Annotated in this window: 16 protein-coding genes; 12 read left to right on the top strand and 4 right to left on the bottom strand. The window is 39.7% G+C overall.

Annotated features, from left to right (window positions below; translation table 11 throughout):
• Positions 1-19 precede the first annotated feature (19 nt).
• The 5 genes from AC1MGI_RS16275 to moaC are packed head-to-tail and all read left to right on the top strand — an operon-like array spanning position 20 to position 3,594.
• On the top strand, positions 20-1,279 hold the full coding sequence (locus AC1MGI_RS16275; protein ID WP_480349827.1) for a molybdopterin molybdotransferase MoeA: 1,260 nt from the start codon (positions 20-22) through the stop codon (positions 1,277-1,279).
• A 55-nt stretch (positions 1,280-1,334) separates the two neighbouring features.
• A complete protein-coding gene (locus AC1MGI_RS16270) occupies positions 1,335-1,763 on the top strand; it encodes a molybdenum cofactor biosynthesis protein MoaE (protein WP_480346242.1) in 429 nt (142 codons plus the stop codon).
• An 11-nt stretch (positions 1,764-1,774) separates the two neighbouring features.
• The gene (gene moaD, locus AC1MGI_RS16265; RefSeq protein ID WP_480346240.1) at positions 1,775-2,008 is read left to right on the top strand and encodes a molybdopterin converting factor subunit 1; all 234 of its coding nucleotides are present in this window, start codon (positions 1,775-1,777) and stop codon (positions 2,006-2,008) included.
• Between the two features lie 27 nt (positions 2,009-2,035).
• Positions 2,036-3,052: a GTP 3',8-cyclase MoaA gene (gene moaA / locus AC1MGI_RS16260; RefSeq protein ID WP_480346238.1), complete on the top strand. Its 1,017-nt coding sequence runs from the start codon at positions 2,036-2,038 to the stop codon at positions 3,050-3,052.
• Positions 3,053-3,093: 41 nt separating this feature from the next.
• Positions 3,094-3,594, top strand: coding sequence for a cyclic pyranopterin monophosphate synthase MoaC (gene moaC / locus AC1MGI_RS16255; RefSeq protein ID WP_480346236.1), 501 nt, complete (start codon positions 3,094-3,096; stop codon positions 3,592-3,594).
• A gap of 217 nt (positions 3,595-3,811) precedes the next feature.
• Here moaC and modB read toward each other — a convergent pair whose 3' ends face one another.
• Genes modB through AC1MGI_RS16240 form a run of 3 tightly spaced genes read right to left on the bottom strand, consistent with a single transcriptional unit; the run spans position 3,812 to position 5,820 of the window.
• A complete protein-coding gene (gene modB, locus AC1MGI_RS16250; protein ID WP_480346234.1) occupies positions 3,812-4,483 on the bottom strand; it encodes a molybdate ABC transporter permease subunit in 672 nt (223 codons plus the stop codon).
• Positions 4,484-4,509: 26 nt separating this feature from the next.
• Positions 4,510-5,286, bottom strand: coding sequence for a molybdate ABC transporter substrate-binding protein (gene modA / locus AC1MGI_RS16245; RefSeq protein WP_480346232.1), 777 nt, complete (start codon positions 5,284-5,286; stop codon positions 4,510-4,512).
• Between the two features lie 15 nt (positions 5,287-5,301).
• Entirely contained in the window at positions 5,302-5,820 is a 519-nt protein-coding gene (locus AC1MGI_RS16240) for a MogA/MoaB family molybdenum cofactor biosynthesis protein (protein ID WP_480346230.1), read from the bottom strand.
• Between the two features lie 352 nt (positions 5,821-6,172).
• On the opposite strand from AC1MGI_RS16240, the gene AC1MGI_RS16235 reads away from it, so the two are divergent.
• Entirely contained in the window at positions 6,173-7,129 is a 957-nt protein-coding gene (locus AC1MGI_RS16235; protein ID WP_480349825.1) for an FUSC family protein, read from the top strand.
• Here the strand turns inward: AC1MGI_RS16235 and AC1MGI_RS16230 are convergent.
• Complete coding sequence (locus tag AC1MGI_RS16230; protein ID WP_480346228.1) at positions 7,126-8,667, bottom strand: multicopper oxidase family protein; 1,542 nt, start codon at positions 8,665-8,667, stop codon at positions 7,126-7,128. The two genes, AC1MGI_RS16235 and AC1MGI_RS16230, sit on opposite strands and share 4 nt — an antisense overlap.
• A 463-nt stretch (positions 8,668-9,130) precedes the next feature.
• Between AC1MGI_RS16230 and AC1MGI_RS16225 the strand changes: the two genes are divergently transcribed.
• From AC1MGI_RS16225 to helD, 6 genes are all read left to right on the top strand, one after another.
• Complete coding sequence (locus tag AC1MGI_RS16225; protein ID WP_480346226.1) at positions 9,131-10,126, top strand: XdhC family protein; 996 nt, start codon at positions 9,131-9,133, stop codon at positions 10,124-10,126.
• Positions 10,123-10,743, top strand: a complete 621-nt coding sequence (locus tag AC1MGI_RS16220; protein ID WP_480346224.1) for a nucleotidyltransferase family protein — start codon at positions 10,123-10,125, stop codon at positions 10,741-10,743. Before AC1MGI_RS16225 ends, AC1MGI_RS16220 begins: the two co-directional genes overlap by 4 nt.
• A gap of 122 nt (positions 10,744-10,865) precedes the next feature.
• Positions 10,866-13,184, top strand: a complete 2,319-nt coding sequence (locus AC1MGI_RS16215) for a xanthine dehydrogenase family protein molybdopterin-binding subunit (RefSeq protein ID WP_480346223.1) — start codon at positions 10,866-10,868, stop codon at positions 13,182-13,184.
• A complete protein-coding gene (locus tag AC1MGI_RS16210; protein ID WP_480346222.1) occupies positions 13,184-14,020 on the top strand; it encodes an FAD binding domain-containing protein in 837 nt (278 codons plus the stop codon). Before AC1MGI_RS16215 ends, AC1MGI_RS16210 begins: the two co-directional genes overlap by 1 nt.
• 266 nt (positions 14,021-14,286) lie before the next feature.
• Entirely contained in the window at positions 14,287-14,742 is a 456-nt protein-coding gene (locus tag AC1MGI_RS16205) for a (2Fe-2S)-binding protein (protein WP_480346220.1), read from the top strand.
• Positions 14,743-15,172: 430 nt separating this feature from the next.
• Positions 15,173-17,425, top strand: a complete 2,253-nt coding sequence (gene helD, locus AC1MGI_RS16200; protein WP_480346218.1) for an RNA polymerase recycling motor HelD — start codon at positions 15,173-15,175, stop codon at positions 17,423-17,425.
• Positions 17,426-17,431: the final 6 nt, after the last annotated feature.

Here is a 17,431-nt window from a genome sequence, read left to right as displayed (position 1 = left end):
CGAGAGGAGGTCATTGGCCATTTTTGAAAACAGGAATCCGATCACAGTAAAAGAAGCGATCTCAAGAATTATGAAAAAAGTAGATAAAATCCAAAGTGAAACGATTCCTCTATCTGAAGCGGCAGGGCGTATTTTAGCAGAACCTGTATTGGCGAGCCATGATGTCCCGCCATTTAACCGTTCTATCTATGACGGTTTTGCGGTTCGTTCTGTAGATACAACAGGAGCATCCAGTTATTCGCCAATTGCTTTTACAGTGATTGATCGTATTGCTGCAGGCGATGTGTCGACCGCACTGCTTGGCAAAAATAAAGCAGCCCGTATCATGACGGGTGCTGAACTACCGAAAGAATCGGATGCGGTGGTTATGCTTGAGCAAACAGTTAGTGGTGAACATTCATTTACAATTCGCAAGACGTTTACTCAACTTGAAAATGTATCCTTAAAAGGAGAAGATGCAAAAAAAGGTGAAGTCATTATTGAAAAAGGGTCCCATATTACTCCAGGCGTGATTGCTGTTTTGGCGACGTTTGGCTATACGCATGTGAAAGTGGCGAAACGACCCGTTGTTGGTTTGCTTGTTACTGGCTCTGAATTACTGGATGTGTCAACTCAGCTTAAACCAGGAAAAATTCGAAATTCTAACGGTCCGATGATAATAGCCCAGCTCAAGAGACTGGGTGTGGAGCCCAGATGGCTAGGTGTATTGAATGATGATGTAGAGGCCTGTTATTTATCAGTTAAGCAAGCGGCAAAAGATTGCGATGCGGTAATTACAACAGGGGGCGTGTCGGTAGGTGACTATGATTACTTACCAGCTGTTTATGAAAGGATGGGGGCGGAAGTCCTATTTAATAAAGTAAAAATGCGTCCAGGTAGTGTGACAACTGTTGCACATACTGATCATGTTTTATTATTTGGCTTGTCTGGAAATCCTAGTTCCAGTTTTGTCGGATTTGAATTGTTTGCCAGACCAGCGCTTTTTGCTATGAGCGGTTCAAATAAGCCATATTTACCTTATAGTAAAGCAGTTTTACAGGAAGATTTACAAGAAAATCCGTTTACGCAATTTATCCGGGCTGTCTACGAATCAAGTCCAACAGGCGCAATCATTAATCCTGCCGGTTTTAATAAATCGAACTCTGTTACTTCGATCGCACGAGGCAATTCGTTCATAGTTCTTCCAGGCGGAACACACGGATATAAGAAAGGGGAAATAGTAGACGTCTTGTTACTTGGCGTGGATGAAGGCGGAGAAAACTGGGTCATACAGGAGTAAGAAGCAGTTAAATTTCCGGACTGTCCATCCCAAAAGTCTTTAGACGGAGGAAAATATGAACCCATTTGAAGTTACACCAGAAGTGCTATGTCCCAATCGTTATTTACAATACGTGACACATGCAGAAGTAGGTGCAGTGACGCTGTTTTCCGGTATTGTCAGAGAGTGGACGAATGGAAAACGAACGCTATTTTTAGAATATGAAGCTTATGTACCAATGGCTGAGAAAATACTTACCGAAATTGGAGCTGACATTCAAAGGAAGTGGCCGGGAACTCGTATCGCAATTGCCCATCGAATCGGAAAATTGCAAATTTCTGAAACTGCGGTAATCATAGCTGTATCTTCGCCGCACCGACAAATAGCATATAAAGCTAATGAATTTGCAATTGAACAAATTAAAAAACTCGTCCCAATTTGGAAAAAAGAAATTTGGGAAGATGGTGAAAAGTGGGTGGGTGGGCAAACGTATAAACCGTTGTGAGGTGGGGAACGATGATTCATCTTTATTATTTTGCACAAATCAAAGAATTGACTCAAAAAAAAGAAGAAACGATTTTATGGGCAGATGGGACTGTCGCACAGCTTGTCAAATGGGCGGATGAGACTTATCCAGGATTTACAGACTATTCATGGCAAGTCGCAGTAAATGAAGAATATGTATTAGAAACAGAACAAATAAATCCGGGTGATATTGTCGCTTTCATTCCTCCGGTAAGTGGTGGGTAAAATGAATCAGAATCGTAAAGGACTGATATGATGAAACAACCGCTTACAGATACCTTAAACAGGCCTTTGCGCGATTTACGCATTTCAGTAACTGACCGCTGCAATTTTCGTTGCACGTACTGCATGCCGAAAGAAGTGTTTGGTGATAAGTATGTGTTTTTACCAAAAGGTGAATTATTATCCTTTGAAGAAATGACAAGACTTGCTTCGGTCTTTGTTCAAATGGGTGTAAAAAAAATTCGGCTGACTGGTGGTGAACCATTGCTACGTAACGATTTGCCGGAATTCATCAAGATGCTCAAGGATTTAGAAGGGCTAAAGGATATTGGTTTGACAACGAATGGATTGCTTTTGAATAAATACGGAAAAGCTCTTTATGAGGCAGGACTGCGGCGCTTGAATATTAGCCTTGATGCATTATCCAAAGAAATATTCAGCAAAATGAACGGTCGTGGCATCAATCCAGCTCTAATCCTTGAGAATATCGAGTATGCCACAAATCTCGGTTTTTCAGTAAAAGTTAATATGGTCGTCCAAAGAGGTGTCAATGAACAAGAAATTATTCCGATGAGCGCTTATTTTAAAGAGAAAAATATTACGCTTCGGTTTATTGAATTCATGGATGTTGGCAATGATAACGACTGGAGTTTTCAGAAAGTAGTTTCGAAAAAAGATATTTTAAGTGAATTGCTCAATCAATATCAATTGATTCCTGTGGATGCTGATTATTTCGGTGAGGTGGCTGAGCGCTATCGTTATGAAAATAGTGAAGCAGAAATCGGCTTTATACCGTCTGTCTCTAAATCCTTTTGCTCATCTTGTACACGGGCACGTTTATCATCGGACGGAAAATTGTATACGTGTTTATTTGCGTCAAACGGTTATGATTTGCGGAAACTTCTTCGGGAAAATGCGACAAGTGACGAACTGTCTAATGCAATTTGGCAAGTATGGACTAACCGGACAGATCGCTATTCAGACGAACGGACAGATCTTCAGGCAATAAGTAGTAAGAAAATCGGTATGTCTTATATTGGTGGCTGAATACATGGGTGTTGGACCTTATTGAAAAAAGGGAGTGTGAAATGATAGAATTTACGCATTTCAATGAACAGGGTCGTGCTAGAATGGTCGATATTACTAAAAAACATGAAACGAGTCGAACAGCCATAGCCCAATCCAGTCTTCTATTAACAGATGAAATATATATAAAAATTGCGAATGGTTCGATGGAAAAAGGAGACGTTCTTGCTGTTGCCCAAGTTGCAGGAATTATGGCAGCGAAACAAACGAGCCATATTATCCCGATGTGCCACCCGATTACTTTAACTAGCATCGATATAGTTTTTCACTGGGAAAGGACGGAAGATGCTTACCGATTAAATATTAAATGTTCTGCAAAAACGAAGGGGAGCACGGGTGTTGAAATGGAGGCGCTCACTGCAGCTTCCGTTTGTGCCTTAACCGTATATGACATGTGTAAATCTATTCACAAAGGAATCATCATCGGACCGACATTTTTAGTTAGTAAAACAGGCGGTGAGAGTGGTGATTATAGTAGAAATGAATATACAAAGTCTGTATAACGGGAAATATTACTTACTATGAAGGATCTATCATGAAGCGCGCTACACTTGCCTTTTCATAATGAACATTTTGCGAAAATTGGATTTTGGATACTATCTCGATAAAAGTAGATTTTCTGCTTAGTAGATTGGCAAAATTAATAACCTGTGAAGGTCCGCCCCTTTAGTTAAAAAACGCTTAGCTAATTATTGCTAAGCGTTTTGTATTGGATAGGCGCTAGTATGAATCATTTCGTTTGTTCAGTACTTGAAGTAGTCCAAGTAAAATAAAAGCTAATGTGATGCTAACCAAAACATAGCTGGAGGCAAGCTTGGTGTCGCCGGACTCTACGGCAATATAAATCGCGGTAGGAATTGTTTGCGTTTTACCGGGAAGATTGCCGGCGAACATAAGTGTTGCTCCAAATTCGCCGAGTGCACGGGTAAAGCTCAAAACGCCGCCGGCAACAATAGATTTACTAGCTAAAGGAATTGAAATTTTCGTGAAAACGATCCAATTAGAAGCCCCATCTACTTTAGCGGCATTTTCGATATCTTTATTAACTATTGTGAACCCTGCCTTGGCTGATTGAAACATGAGCGGAAATGCGATGACGCTTGCAGCTATTATTGCAGCAAAGGGGGTGAACAGGATGGTACTTCCTGTCCAAGTTTCAAAAAATTGGCCAATAGCTGAGTTTGCTCCAAAGATTAAAATTAATGAAAAACCAATTACAGAAGGTGGTAAAACGAGTGGTAGCATTAGTATTGTTTCAAGTATGATTTTTCCTTTAAATGATTTTACAGTGAACAACTTACCTACTAATACTCCACTGATAAAAACAGCAAGAGCTGCTGAAAATGAAACGATTAACGATAATTGAATGGGAAAAAAGTAATGCTGGTCCATAAACTTCCACCTTCAATTTTTAAACTTTATTTTGAAGTGATCGACATAAACCCGTTCTGTGAAAAAATATTTTGTACATCTGAATTATACAGAAATTTGATAAATAGTTCTGCCTCTTTCTTATTCGTACTGTTTTCGACTATCCCTCCGTAATATTGAATTTCTGAATGAAGGGCAGGGTCGATTTTTTCAATAGTTTTTAAATGATTTGAACTCATTGCATCCGAAAGGTAAACGATACCACCATCCACATTTTGTTGCTCCACAAGCGTTAATACATGACGGACATCTTTTGCTAACAATAATTTTTCTTGAGCATTTTCCCATGCACCTGTTTTTTGTAAAACTTCTTTTGCATAAGCGCCTGCGGGAACAATTTCAGGGATGCCGATTGCTATTTTGTTTCCTCTTACTAATAAATCCGATAAATTTGAATAATTTTTACTTTCTGGAACAACAACGACAAGAGAGTTTCTTAGAAAAACTCCACCAACATCCGGAATCAGCTTGTTTTGTTTGATAAGCGCTTGGTAATTTTGTTCTGAGGCAGAAAGAAATAGGTCTACTGGAGCGCCTTGCTCGATTTGTTTTTGCAGCATTCCTGATCCACCATAATTAAATGTAAGAGATATGCCTCGATTTTCCTTTTCGAAATCTTTCTTAATAACTTCCATACTATCTTTTAAACTGGCAGCCGCCGAAATGGTCAGTTCGACTTGATTTTGTTTCTCGGTACATCCACTGGTAAAGAGTAGAACCATTATGAACGAAAGTATGTAAACTAGCTTTAGGTAAATGTTCAATAGATCAGCCCCATTTTAGAAAGTGTATAAATCTTTTCTAATTTCACGAACCACATGCCTGAGTTCTGGAAGAATTAACTTTTCCATTGCAAGTTTAACTGCACCTATTGATCCAGGGGTGCAAAAAATCGCTGTATCGCTTGAGACTCCAGCAATTGCCCGTGAAAGGATAGCAGCAGAACCGATATCTTCCAGATAGCTAATCATACGGAAAATCTCACCAAATCCGATCATTTCTTTATCTAATAAAGGTTGAATACTTTCAATCGTTACATCTCTTTTAGCAAGTCCCGTTCCACCGTTCAGTAAAATTACATCTACTTTATGATCAATGCATCCGGAATGAAACGCCTGTACGATTTCCGCTTTTTCATCTGCAACAAGTTCATAAGCTGTCAAATTATGATCGTATTTTAAAAGCATTTCTTTCATTAACCGACCGCTATAATCCGTATCAATTGTTCTGGAATCACTAACTGTTATAACTTTACAGTTGATAATGTCTTGCGCTTCTTGTTTAAATTCGTTTGACATGAGACAGCCTCCTTATACGCTTACAATGTTTATATATGCTAAGTTAAAAAAATGATGCCTATCACATTTGTAATTGTGTAAGTCATAATACCGTATATCTCCTTTTAATAATTTTCCCCTGTGTGTACGTAGCATTTTCCTATATGTTAAATAAAGCTGTATTTGTTCATAAAATTCAAAATCACGCAAAATGGGTTTTCATTCAAATTCATAAAAAAAATAAAGAACTGGCTGAATGGGTATCCTTTATAACAAATCATCTATTTTTATGAAAAATGGGGTCATATTTCTAATGAAAAATAATGGACAAGTAAAAAAATAATTGGAAAATAAGGCGCTTCTTATTTTGAAAATGGCTCTTGCTTCCGCTCTGTCTTGGGAGATTGCTAAATTAGCTGGGTCACATCATCCTTATTTAGCACCTATGTCCGTCATTCTTTGTTTACAAACGACGATTAAACGGTCCATTCGCTTTTCCTATCATCGAATGATCGGGACGATTATTGGCATTTCAATTGTCGTGCTTTTTGCCCCCCACTTAAAAGTAAATGGTTGGACAATTGGAGCACTCATTCTTATCGCTTGTTTTGTCGCTAAATGGTTAAAAACTGATGAAACGGCTATCCATCAAGTCGCACTAACGGTGCTTCTCGTTTTTGTTTTAGGGCATAAATCCGGTAATTATCCGATCGATCGTTTCCGTGATACGTTAATTGGTGCGCTTGTTGCTGTTATATTACATATGCTCATATACCCACCGAATTTCACAAGACAGGTTTCAAAAAATATCGATCATTTCGCTGATCATTTAATAACAACCTTTAGTAAAGTATCAGAGTGGACCAAGTCTGGTCTTGAGAAACACATCGGCTACACCTTACAAACAGAGACAAATCGAGTACTCCAAGAGCTTCACCAAACTAAGAATCTTATGAAAGATACCGCAGATAGCCTTTCATATAATCCATTTGCGAAAAAAAGTAAGAAGGATCTGCAAAGTTTTCAACAAAGGATACATTACCTTACTCAAAGCTATTCTTATCTTTCAAATATTGTCGGGATACTAACCGCTTGGTCTGAAGCGGGAACAATAACTCCAATTCAACAAACTTTATGGTCTAATCAGATCAAAGCATTAACCCCCTTATTTCAGACAAAAGAAAACCCGATAGTGTTTCGTCTATCGGGTGATGCATTAAAGGTTGTCATTCCTACTGATCTTGAAGAACAGCAATTTCATATTTCTTTATTTTACGAAACGAGAAGTTTATTGAAAAAGCTGGGTCAGCTACCTAGCGACAAAGGTTAACTCGGTGGCAGAACGCGGTAGGGCCGCATCATTTCATAATCTTCATGCTCGAGCATATGGCAATGCCACACATATTGGCCTGTGTAAGGGAAAAATGGAATGATAACTCGGGGAATCTGACCAGTTGGACAACGAATTGTATCTTTCCAGCCTCGTTCCCCGAGATGTGGTGGAATAGGACGACTCGTGTATTTGATTTGCTTTGTTTGCTTATAATAATCTACATCGAAAGAGCATCGGTCAAGAAGTTGAAATTGAACAAGGTGGATGTGGATGGGGTGGTCATCCCCGTCCGTATTAATGAAATTCCAAATCTCAGTCGAACCAACATGTGGATGTTCAGTAATCGGATCATCCCATTTTTTTTGATCAAGAAGAAATAAAGGTCTCCCGTACTGGTCCTTCTCCTCACTTAATTGTAGATATCTATGATTTCTTGCTGTATATTCAGCTGGCCATTCAATAGAACCCATAGAGGCCGGTATAACGCTTGTATCGATATTGGAAAGCGGTTTTGCAACTCGAAATTGCATAATAATCCCCGTTGTATCTGGATCAACAGGATCTCCAATAGGAAAATGAGTGGGAGCATTATTTTTTAGTGTAATCATTTTACCGCCCAAATTTGAAAAATCAATAATCACATCTAACCGCTCTGCAGGTGCGAGTAACAGCGATTTCACCCCAATCGGTTTCTCAAGAAAGCCACTATCCGTGCCAATTTGGTAAAATAACTGATCGGAATCCAATGTTAAGCGAAAGAAACGCGCGTTCGCTGCATTTAATAAACGAAAGCGATACTTGCGTGGCGCAACGTTAAGATATGGCCAAACCTTCCCATTTACAACAATTGTATCACCAAAAAAAGAAGGGACTATCGAAGGGATTATCCCAGAAACATTTTCCTTAGGCTGCTCTGGATAGGCTAAGGAGCCATCCTCCCTAAATGAACGATCCTGAAGTAATAAAGGAATTTCATACTTGCCACTTGGCAGATTTAACGATTGCTCGTGACAATCGCGGATTAGATAAAATCCTGCCAAACCAGCATAAATATTTAATCGTGTTAGCCCGATTGCATGATCATGATACCAAAGTGCACGGGAACTTTGCTGATTATCATATTCGTACACACTTTTTTGAAAAAACGATCCGAATTTGTCGAATCCTTTTGAGAACCAAGCATCCGGATAACCGTCACTTTCTGGCTCTGTTCGACCACCATGAAGGTGGACAACTGTTCTTACATCAGGTATTTCCTTTTCTGCTCCATGTACGGTGTGATCAATTGGAAACAAATGGTGTTCCGGCAAATCATTCATCCACTTAACAAAAACCTTTTCACCTTGTACGACTTCAATCGTTGGTCCTGGATATATGCCGTCATAGCCCCAAATGGTTGTTTCCGGCATGTCGTGATGCAAAGCTTGCTTTGTTTCCTTCATGATCACTTCATAATACGTATAATTCTCTGAGCGAAAAGTCGGCTTTAATACAGGCGGAATAGGCAGAGGATCCATAAATTTTCTCAAGTTCATGATTTAACCGCCCCTTACAAAGTCTTTTTACTATGTATATGTCTTGGTTAAGAAAAAAACTATCCATTCTAGGAATAGGGTGACCGTGAATATAAATAGGATAGAACATTTTTGTATGAAAAAAGCTGTTTTGGGCATAAAGCAAATTACTTAGTGTACCCAATCTGTATTAGCACTATACAAAATGCCCCAACTTGCCATTTTTTCATGGCAAGATGGTGGCGGCGCGATTTTCGCCGCCATAGCGGTTTTGTATGAAGGACATAGGGACTTAGGCTTCGCGACTTACTAATCTAGCCAATCTACTATGTAGGTATACGTATTTTATTAAGAAAGTACTTCAAAATTCGGCTCCGCACCGCAACCATTGTGATTAGGCGAGTGTAGTGTGCTGCAAGGATGGATCCTTCAAAGTAAATGGTGACGTTTAGCTCCATAGGAGTTTTGTGTTGGGGGGAATTACATGGAAGATATTTACCGAATATTAGAAATGATTGACGATACAAGGAAAAAAGCATTAGCGACCGTTATTCGGGTTGTAGGATCAGCCTATAAAAAAGAAGGTTCTCAGATGCTTATCTTTGAAGACGGAACGCAAATAGGCATGCTAAGTGCTGGTTGCTTAGAAAGGGATTTGGTGATTCAAACACAAGAAGTGTTGAAAAAACAAATAGCTATTTTGCTTCAGTACGATATGAGCGAAGAAACTGATTTAGCGTGGGGCCAAGGAGCTGGCTGTAATGGAATAATTGATATATTGCTTGAGCCAGTCAATAGAAAAGTTCAGGAAGATTTCATTTTAGTAAAGAAATTGCTAACTTCCAATCAAAAAGTAGTATTGTTGAAAAATTATTCAGAAGCAGGGGAGTATATCTTTATCCCAAGTGAAGATCAGGCATTTGGAAGGTGGTCAGGTCAAACGCCTGAAATAAATTTTGATGTAAAAAGCGGAGTAATGACAAATCAGCCGATTTTTCAACATACTTATCAGCCGAAACCACATTTAATTGTGTTCGGTGCAGGTCCTGATGCTAAACCGCTCGTTTCTCTTGCAGCAGAAACTGGTTTTTCTATAACTGTGTGTGATTGGCGGGAAGAGTTCTGTCAGAAGGAGAATTTTCCGGATGCAGATCAGCTTTTTGTGGGCTTTCCAACTGAACTTATGAAAAAAATCTCGATTTCTTCCGATGACTTTGTTGTTATTATGTCGCATCATTTTCAACGGGACCAACAAATTCTTTTGTCATTAATAGATAAAAAGATAAGGTACTTAGGTATTTTAGGTCCAAAAGAAAGGACAAAACGGCTTCTTAAGTGTGAAAACGTTCCAGATTGGATTCATTCGCCAATTGGCTTACCGATTGGGGCTAAAGGCCCTTTTGAAATTGCGGTCAGTGTTTTAGCTGAAATGATTGAAGTATGGAGAAAACCTGTTCGTAAAAGAGTGGAATTTGTATGAATCATTCTAGTATAGTGGGAATTTATCTAGCAGCAGGTAAAAGTAGCAGAATGGGTAGAGCTAAGCTTAATTTACCAGTTGGTAATCAATTCTTAGGAAGTATGGCTTTCAGGGCGGCGCTTGAGTCAAAACTTGATTGCACTATCGCTGTTACTCGGGAGGGAGATTCTCTTGAGTGGTTGGCTCCTTTTTCGAAAAACAAGGGTTGGATTTATTTGGAATGCCCAAAAGCTGACCGCGGCCAAAGTGCTTCACTTAAAGCAGGTGTAAGGATGGCGGCCGATATGGGTGCTACTGGCGTGGTTGTTTTACTTGCAGATCAGCCCTTTATAACGAGCGAGATGATAAATCGCTTAGTTGATGAATTTAAAATCTCGCAAATGGGTTCTTATATTTCTTTTTCGCATGAAGGAATGATAAAGCCACCAGTCCTTTTTGCAAAGAGTTTCTTTCCAATGTTATTTGAATTAACAGGTGATCAAGGAGCTCGAACTGTTATTCGTGAGGAAATGAGAGAACAAGGAAAACAAATTGAATTAAATAGTGATCTTCATTTTTTTGATATTGATACAGAGGAGGAATATCGACTTTTAATGCAACAGATGCGAAAAAAGTAAAATAAGTAGCTTTATAGAAAAATCTTTAAAATTGACAGATAACCTCTGACAATGCGGACGGCTAAAACTTACACGTCGAAACTTAGAAAAATACAAACTTTGAAGAAATCGGAGTGGTGAAATTGGATGTTATCGGAAAAAGTATCATTCGTAAAGAGGCTCAGGATAAAGTGACCGGAAGAGCGAGATACACACATGATCATCACTCAAATACTATGCTCTCGGGGAAAATCGTTATTAGTCCGTACGGCCATGCTAAGATTGTTAAAATCGACACAATAGAAGCGAGGAAAATGCCGGGCGTTAGAGCGATACTCGCTGGCGAACATTTTCCGCTTACTGGTGAAGATATTCGTGATAGACCGCCGCTCGCTGTCGATAAGGTACGCTACCATGGAGAAGCGATTGCGCTTGTTATTGCTGATACACCAGGCCAGGCAAAAAAGGCAGCCGACCGGATTAAGATCCAGTATGAATTACTGCCTGTAGTTCATTCACCGATACAAGCGTTTCAAAAGGACGCCCCATTAGTGCATGAGCGCTTAGGAGAATATATAAAAGAAAAACATACCTCCCCTGTTCCAGGAACAAACATAGCAACACATATCAAAATCCGAAAAGGCAATATGGAAAAAGGCTGGAATGAAAGTGTAACGACTGTCGAAGCAGACTTTTCATTTCCACCATCCGATCATGTTGCGATGGAGACTAGATGTTCCATTGCAGAGATATTGCCCGATGGAACCATCAAAATCATGACATCATCGCAAGCCCCATTTATGGTTAAACAATTAATCGCGGAATACTTTAATGAAGATATTGGAAAAATAATTGTGGAAACGCCACTCGTTGGAGGTGCATTTGGCGGCAAAGCATCCGTGCAGCTTGAAATCCTTGCCTATTTAGGGTCGAAAGCAGTTGGCGGGTTGCCGGTGAAAATATTAAATACTAGAGAAGAAGATATTTTAATGTCCCCATGCCATATCGGCTTGGATGCAAAAATAAAATTCGGAGCTGACCACCTTGGGATCATCAAAGTAGCTGAAATTCGTTATTTATGGGATGGTGGAGCTTACTCGGATAAAGCGATTGATTTAACGAGAGCTGGGGCTGTTGACTGCACAGGTCCCTATAATATTGAAAACCTATGGTGTGATTCGTACTGTATGTACACGAATCATCCATATGCTTCACCATTCCGCGGTTTTAGTCATTCGGAACTCTCATTTGCCATTGAAAGAACGATGGATTTATTAGCGCAAAAGCTCCAAATTGATCCACTTGAGCTACGTTATCGAAATGCCATTAAGCAAGGTCATACAACACCAACAAGAGTGCTTTTGAATCAAAGTAATGTTGGAAACTTGCAGAAATGTATTGTGAGATTGAAAGAATTAATCCGTTGGGATGAGGGACAGATCAAGGAGATTAATAACCGCTTGGTCAGAGTGAAAGGAATTAGTTGTAGCTGGAAAACTTCAACAATTGATCCAAACGCCCCCTCAGGTGTGATTTTAACGTTTAATAGGGATGGAAGTATAAATATAATGTCAGGAGTCGTTGAAATAGGTACGGGGACAAAAACCGTTCTTGCTCAAATTCTTGCAGAAAGGCTGAAGATGAATGTGGACAACATTCATGTCAGGATGGAAGTAGATACACAAACAACACCAGAACATTGGAAGACTGTCGCGAGTAGGGGCATCTACATGGCGGGAAGAGCCTTATTAGAAGCTGCAGAGGATGTCATCAATCAGTTGAGGGAGATAGCTTCAATTGTACTAAGGGCACCAAAAGAAGATCTCGAATTGGCCGATAGCCGGGTATTTTTACGCGACAATCCTTTAATGGGGCTCCATTATAAAGATATTTGCTATGGATATCAATATCCGAATGGAAACTCAATTGGTGGCCAAATTATCGGGAAAGGAAATTTTATTATGCGCCATCTTACCCATTTGGATCCTGAAACAGGGGCAGGAAAGCCTGGACCAGAATGGACAGTTGCTGCGTATGGGGTTGAATTGGAGTTTGATCGCCGTGATTATACATACCGATTAATGAAGGCGGTGACGGTTGTTGATATTGGTACTGTGTTAAATAAAAAAGCAGCGTTGGGTCAGGTGATGGGGGCAATGAGTATGGGATTAGCGTTTGCTGGACGAGAAACGTTTTATTTTGATGAGTACGGTCGGGTTTTGAATCCACAGCTACGTACTTACCGCCCGCTCCATTATGGAGAAAATCCTGAATATCTCGTGGATTTTGTTCATACTCCTGATCTTGAAGCACCATATGGGGCACGTGGGGTTGGCGAGCATGGACTTCTTGGGATGCCTGGTGCCCTAGGGAATGCCTTGTCTGTCGCTGCTGGTGTTTCACTTCATCATTTACCTCTAATTCCAGAGTTGATCTGGAAAACAAAGGAGGCGAAAAGCTAATGTTACCGTTTGATTTTGATTATTATAAGCCAGCATCATTGAAAGAAGCGATCGACCTTTACCAATCTAAAGAAAAAAATAGGAAAAAGCCGATGTTTATTTCGGGTGGTACGGAATTAATCACTCTAGGAAGAATTAATCTTGTTCATACTGAAGCGGTTATTGATTTGAAAGATATTGTCGAATGCAAGGTCATGCAGTTTGAAGGGGATTATCTTGTCTTCGGAAGCACATTAACCCTTACAAAAGTTGAAGAAACCAATCTTTTTCCACTATTAACAAAAACGGCGAGTGAAGTGGCCGATCATACTTCCCGTGGGAAAATTACTCTTGGTGGCAATATCTGTGCGCAAATTTTTTATCGCGAGACTGTACTGCCATTTTTATTAGCAGACAGCCAAGTGATGATTGTCGGTCCCGATGGGGTAAAAGTGATACCGATCAATGATCTTTTTCACGAACAACTTCAATTGAAAAGTGGTGAGTTCCTAGTTCAACTTGCAACAGAAAAGAAATTTATTCGTGCACCATTTGTCAGCATAAAACGGCGTCAGCAATGGGATACTGGCTATCCATTGATCACAGTCGCCGCTTTAAAAATGGGGGAAGAAGTGCGTGTTGCCTTGAGTGGACTCTGTCCATTTCCGTTTCGGTCCAAAAAGGTGGAGGACTCGTTAAATAACCGGGAATGGCCGATTAATGATCGAGTTGACGCTGCTTTAGCAGAATTACCAAGACCGATCTTAAACGATGTTGAAGGTTCTTCAGATTACAGACTCTTTGTGTTGCGGAATTTATTGCATGATGTTTTAACGGGATTGGATGCTAGTTTTTGAGTTTCCTGTTTTTACGAATCCTCAACCCATTTTGACAGAAATTCATCTATTATATCGATAAGTTTACTGTCTAGCAAAAGCGGTCTCCCTTTAGGACCAAGTAATCAATTGGTTGGGGAGAACACAGCTAGCCTGTTTCTAATCGCTAACTCGTTTTATTTCGGTATTACAGCCTGTAAATCCCCGATTGGTTCAACTAACTCTCAGAGGGGGATGAAAAAAACCCCCACTGAGGGAAGTTTCACTTTATGAGAGGAGCAATAAGTATGAAAACGCAAATCATTGATTTACATGTAAACGGGAATCTTCGCACAGTGACGGTCAGGTCGGCAGATACGTTATTATATGCAATAAGAGGAAAGCTAGGTTTGACTGGGGCAAAACCGGGATGCTTGAATGGCGACTGTGGGGCATGTACGGTGAATGTTGACGGTTGGCCAATGAAATCGTGTTTGATGCTCGCGATCGAAGCCGTTGGGAGAAATGTAACGACCATAGAAGGTTTGAAAAACACACCTATTCAGCAGGCTTTTATTGAGAACTTTGCGTTTCAGTGTGGTTACTGTACGCCTGGTTTTATTATGAACTGTCATTCGCTCATCCTAAAGCATCCAGATGCTGATGATGCAACTATAAAAGAGTGGCTAGAATCAAATATTTGCCGCTGCACAGGCTATGCTGAAATCGAAAAGGCGGTTAAATCCGTTTTAGAGAAGAATTGAATAAAGATTGAACTTTGGAAGCATAATGTATCAAATGCACTATTTCGAAAATGATAACTCGATGAAATTATCATAATAAACATCTATGAGCGTCTACACGCAATCCAACGATGAAAAAGGTTCAGGTTCTCCAATTGCAACACCTTATGAAGGTGGCTTTGCTGTGCTGATTTTGCGAAGCCTCGCCCCTTTTCCACAGAAAAGAAAAGTCTCCGTAAGTACTAGCTTCATAACAACTTGACTATGTGTGGTTGATAACTAGCTGGAGTCAGGACGACAAAGACATCGGGTCGGGATAAACGTCATTGTTTTCCTTTTGAAATAGTTTTTCTTCTTGCATTCGACGGAGTTTTTTGATAATGTTATTATCCATTTCACCGTTGCAAACGATGGGCAAGATGTTTATTTCAAGGGATGAAAGGAGAACACAATGACATCGAAGCAGCATCCGGATCTGAAACATGAACAAGAGAGATTGGAATTTACGAAGCGTTATATCGATGTGGTTGTTAAGACTGCTGCAACGAGTAAAGATCAATTTAAGAAAATTATGCAAGAGACATTTGGAGATGAAGATTGGCAAGAGTCGGGAAGGTATTCAGAATTGCTAACGACGGCCAACTTTTTTGATATGTCGAAGGCTGAGTTGGAAAACTTAAGAAAAGCAAAAAGTAAACCATATTTTGCTCGGGTCGATTTTTCACGTGATGAAAACGAGCTAAAGGAAGTTCTTTATTTTGGAAAGGCATCCCTTTATCAGCGGGAAAATCAGGAGCAAATTATCGTGGATTGGCGTTCGCCGATTGCGAACCTTTACTACGAAGGAAGAATCGGACCGGTTACATATGAAGCAGAAGGGGAGAACTTTTCGGGAGATATTACGTTGAAACGGCAATTAATGATTGATGGAGGAGAATTAGAAGAGATCCGAGACATTGATTTAACGACAACTGATGAACTTCTTCAAGAATCGCTTTCCAAGAGTTCGAGTAATCGTCTAACAGAAATTGTCTCAACGATTCAAGAAGAGCAGAACAAGATTATTCGAGCAGACTTAAATAAACCAATCATCGTTCAAGGGGCAGCTGGAAGTGGGAAGACCACGATCGCACTGCATAGGATTTCTTACTTCATCTATCACTACAAAGATTTGTTTGATCCAAGGCAGTTGATGATTCTTGCTCCTAGTCGTCTGTTTATTGATTATATTTCGGAGGCGCTGCCTGAATTAGGAGTCGAGAAAGCGAAGCAATTTACCTTTTCTGAATATGTACAAGTGGCAATTGAACGCGAATTGAAGCTTGTTCCTGATAAGAAACTAACCAATTTGCTTGAAAGAAATGATGAGGAGACATTGGAGTCCATCTGGGTATCTAGTATCAAAGGTTCTTCGCAATTTAAACGAATTCTTGATCAATTTATCATGGACATTATGAATCGATTTGCTCCAAAGGAAGATTTTTATTGTGATAAGTATCGCTTGTATTCTGCTAAAAAATTCAAAAAGCTATTAGTGGAAGAATATTGGTATATGCCGGTATATACTCGCGTTGATAAATTAAAACAAATTTTGCAAAGTCTAGTGAAATCTAAGAAAAAAGCGATGCTCGAGCGAGTGGAGAAGTTCTATGACGCTCGAATTGAGAAAGCTTTATATAAAAATATTGACCCTATTATCCGACGAGAATATGTGACAAAATGTCTTGATAAGAAAGCAGAACGCCAGGAAGAGATTAAGAAAGAAGTGCGCAATTCTGTTAAAAACTATTTTAAACCATTTGAACGAAAAACGATTTTTGAGTATTATCAGGAGTTGTTCTCTGATCCAGAAATACTAGTTACATATAGCGAAGAGTCTCTATCTATACATGAAGCAGAGCGTCTTTGTGTACATCAAACTCAGTTTTTTAAAAGAAAGCAATATGAGCTTGAGGATTTAGGAGCAATTCTTTATCTCTATTCCCACCTTTTTGGGGTGGATAAAGAAAAGCGAGCGAAGAATATTGTCATCGATGAAGCTCAAGATTACAGCTTTATGCAGCTGCAGGCGTTAAAAACGGCTTCGGACACTGACATGTTTACGCTTGTTGGAGATCTTGCTCAAGGTATTTATTCGTATCGTGGATTAGAGGAATGGGATGAAGTCCATCGGAGCATATTTCCAAGGGCTACCTACACTGAACTTAAGAAAAGCTATCGAACAACAGTAGAAATTATGAATGAAGCAAATAAACTATTGGATCTATTGCCTTATCGTTTTCCTCAAGTAGAGCCTGTTGTTCGACATGGTGAGAAACCGTTATTTATAAAAATAGAGGATGATAGATGGGGCAAAGAACTACTTGAGCGGGCAACTAAAATGAAAGAGCAAGGATTACGGACATTTGCTGTGATTGCAAAAACAATGGCTGATTGCCGTGAAGTTTATAACATTTTGAGTAAGATCGATTCAACCGTTTGCTTGCTAGAAGAACAAGCTTCCATACCTAAGGAGCGTTTGGTCATCTTGCCTTCATATCTTGCTAAAGGACTTGAGTTTGATTGCGTGTTTGCGATTTCCTTGAACGAACGATATGAGCGAGAACGTGAACTAGACATTAAATTGCTCTATGTGGTTATGACAAGACCGCTACATCGCTTGTATTTTATCGGAAACTCAGAAGCGGATTTTTTAATAAAGTGAACCGTC

The sequence above is a fragment of the Peribacillus sp. BM1 genome (assembly GCF_056679975.1).
Note: the sequence above shows the minus strand (reverse complement) of the source record. Positions and strands in the feature narration are given on the sequence as shown.

Bases quoted from the DNA above. Each gene is read 5' to 3' on its own strand.
- AC1MGI_RS16270 (WP_480346242.1), top strand. From the start codon at position 1,335: ATGAACCCATTTGAAGTTACACCAGAAGTGCTATGTCCCAATCGTTAT.
- moaD (WP_480346240.1), top strand. From the start codon at position 1,775: ATGATTCATCTTTATTATTTTGCACAAATCAAAGAATTGACTCAAAAA.
- moaA (WP_480346238.1), top strand. From the start codon at position 2,036: ATGATGAAACAACCGCTTACAGATACCTTAAACAGGCCTTTGCGCGAT.
- moaC (WP_480346236.1), top strand. From the start codon at position 3,094: ATGATAGAATTTACGCATTTCAATGAACAGGGTCGTGCTAGAATGGTC.
- modB (WP_480346234.1), bottom strand. From the start codon at position 4,483: ATGGACCAGCATTACTTTTTTCCCATTCAATTATCGTTAATCGTTTCA.
- AC1MGI_RS16240 (WP_480346230.1), bottom strand. From the start codon at position 5,820: ATGTCAAACGAATTTAAACAAGAAGCGCAAGACATTATCAACTGTAAA.
- AC1MGI_RS16235 (WP_480349825.1), top strand. From the start codon at position 6,173: ATGGCTCTTGCTTCCGCTCTGTCTTGGGAGATTGCTAAATTAGCTGGG.
- AC1MGI_RS16230 (WP_480346228.1), bottom strand. From the start codon at position 8,667: ATGAACTTGAGAAAATTTATGGATCCTCTGCCTATTCCGCCTGTATTA.
- AC1MGI_RS16225 (WP_480346226.1), top strand. From the start codon at position 9,131: ATGGAAGATATTTACCGAATATTAGAAATGATTGACGATACAAGGAAA.
- AC1MGI_RS16220 (WP_480346224.1), top strand. From the start codon at position 10,123: ATGAATCATTCTAGTATAGTGGGAATTTATCTAGCAGCAGGTAAAAGT.
- AC1MGI_RS16210 (WP_480346222.1), top strand. From the start codon at position 13,184: ATGTTACCGTTTGATTTTGATTATTATAAGCCAGCATCATTGAAAGAA.
- AC1MGI_RS16205 (WP_480346220.1), top strand. From the start codon at position 14,287: ATGAAAACGCAAATCATTGATTTACATGTAAACGGGAATCTTCGCACA.
- helD (WP_480346218.1), top strand. From the start codon at position 15,173: ATGACATCGAAGCAGCATCCGGATCTGAAACATGAACAAGAGAGATTG.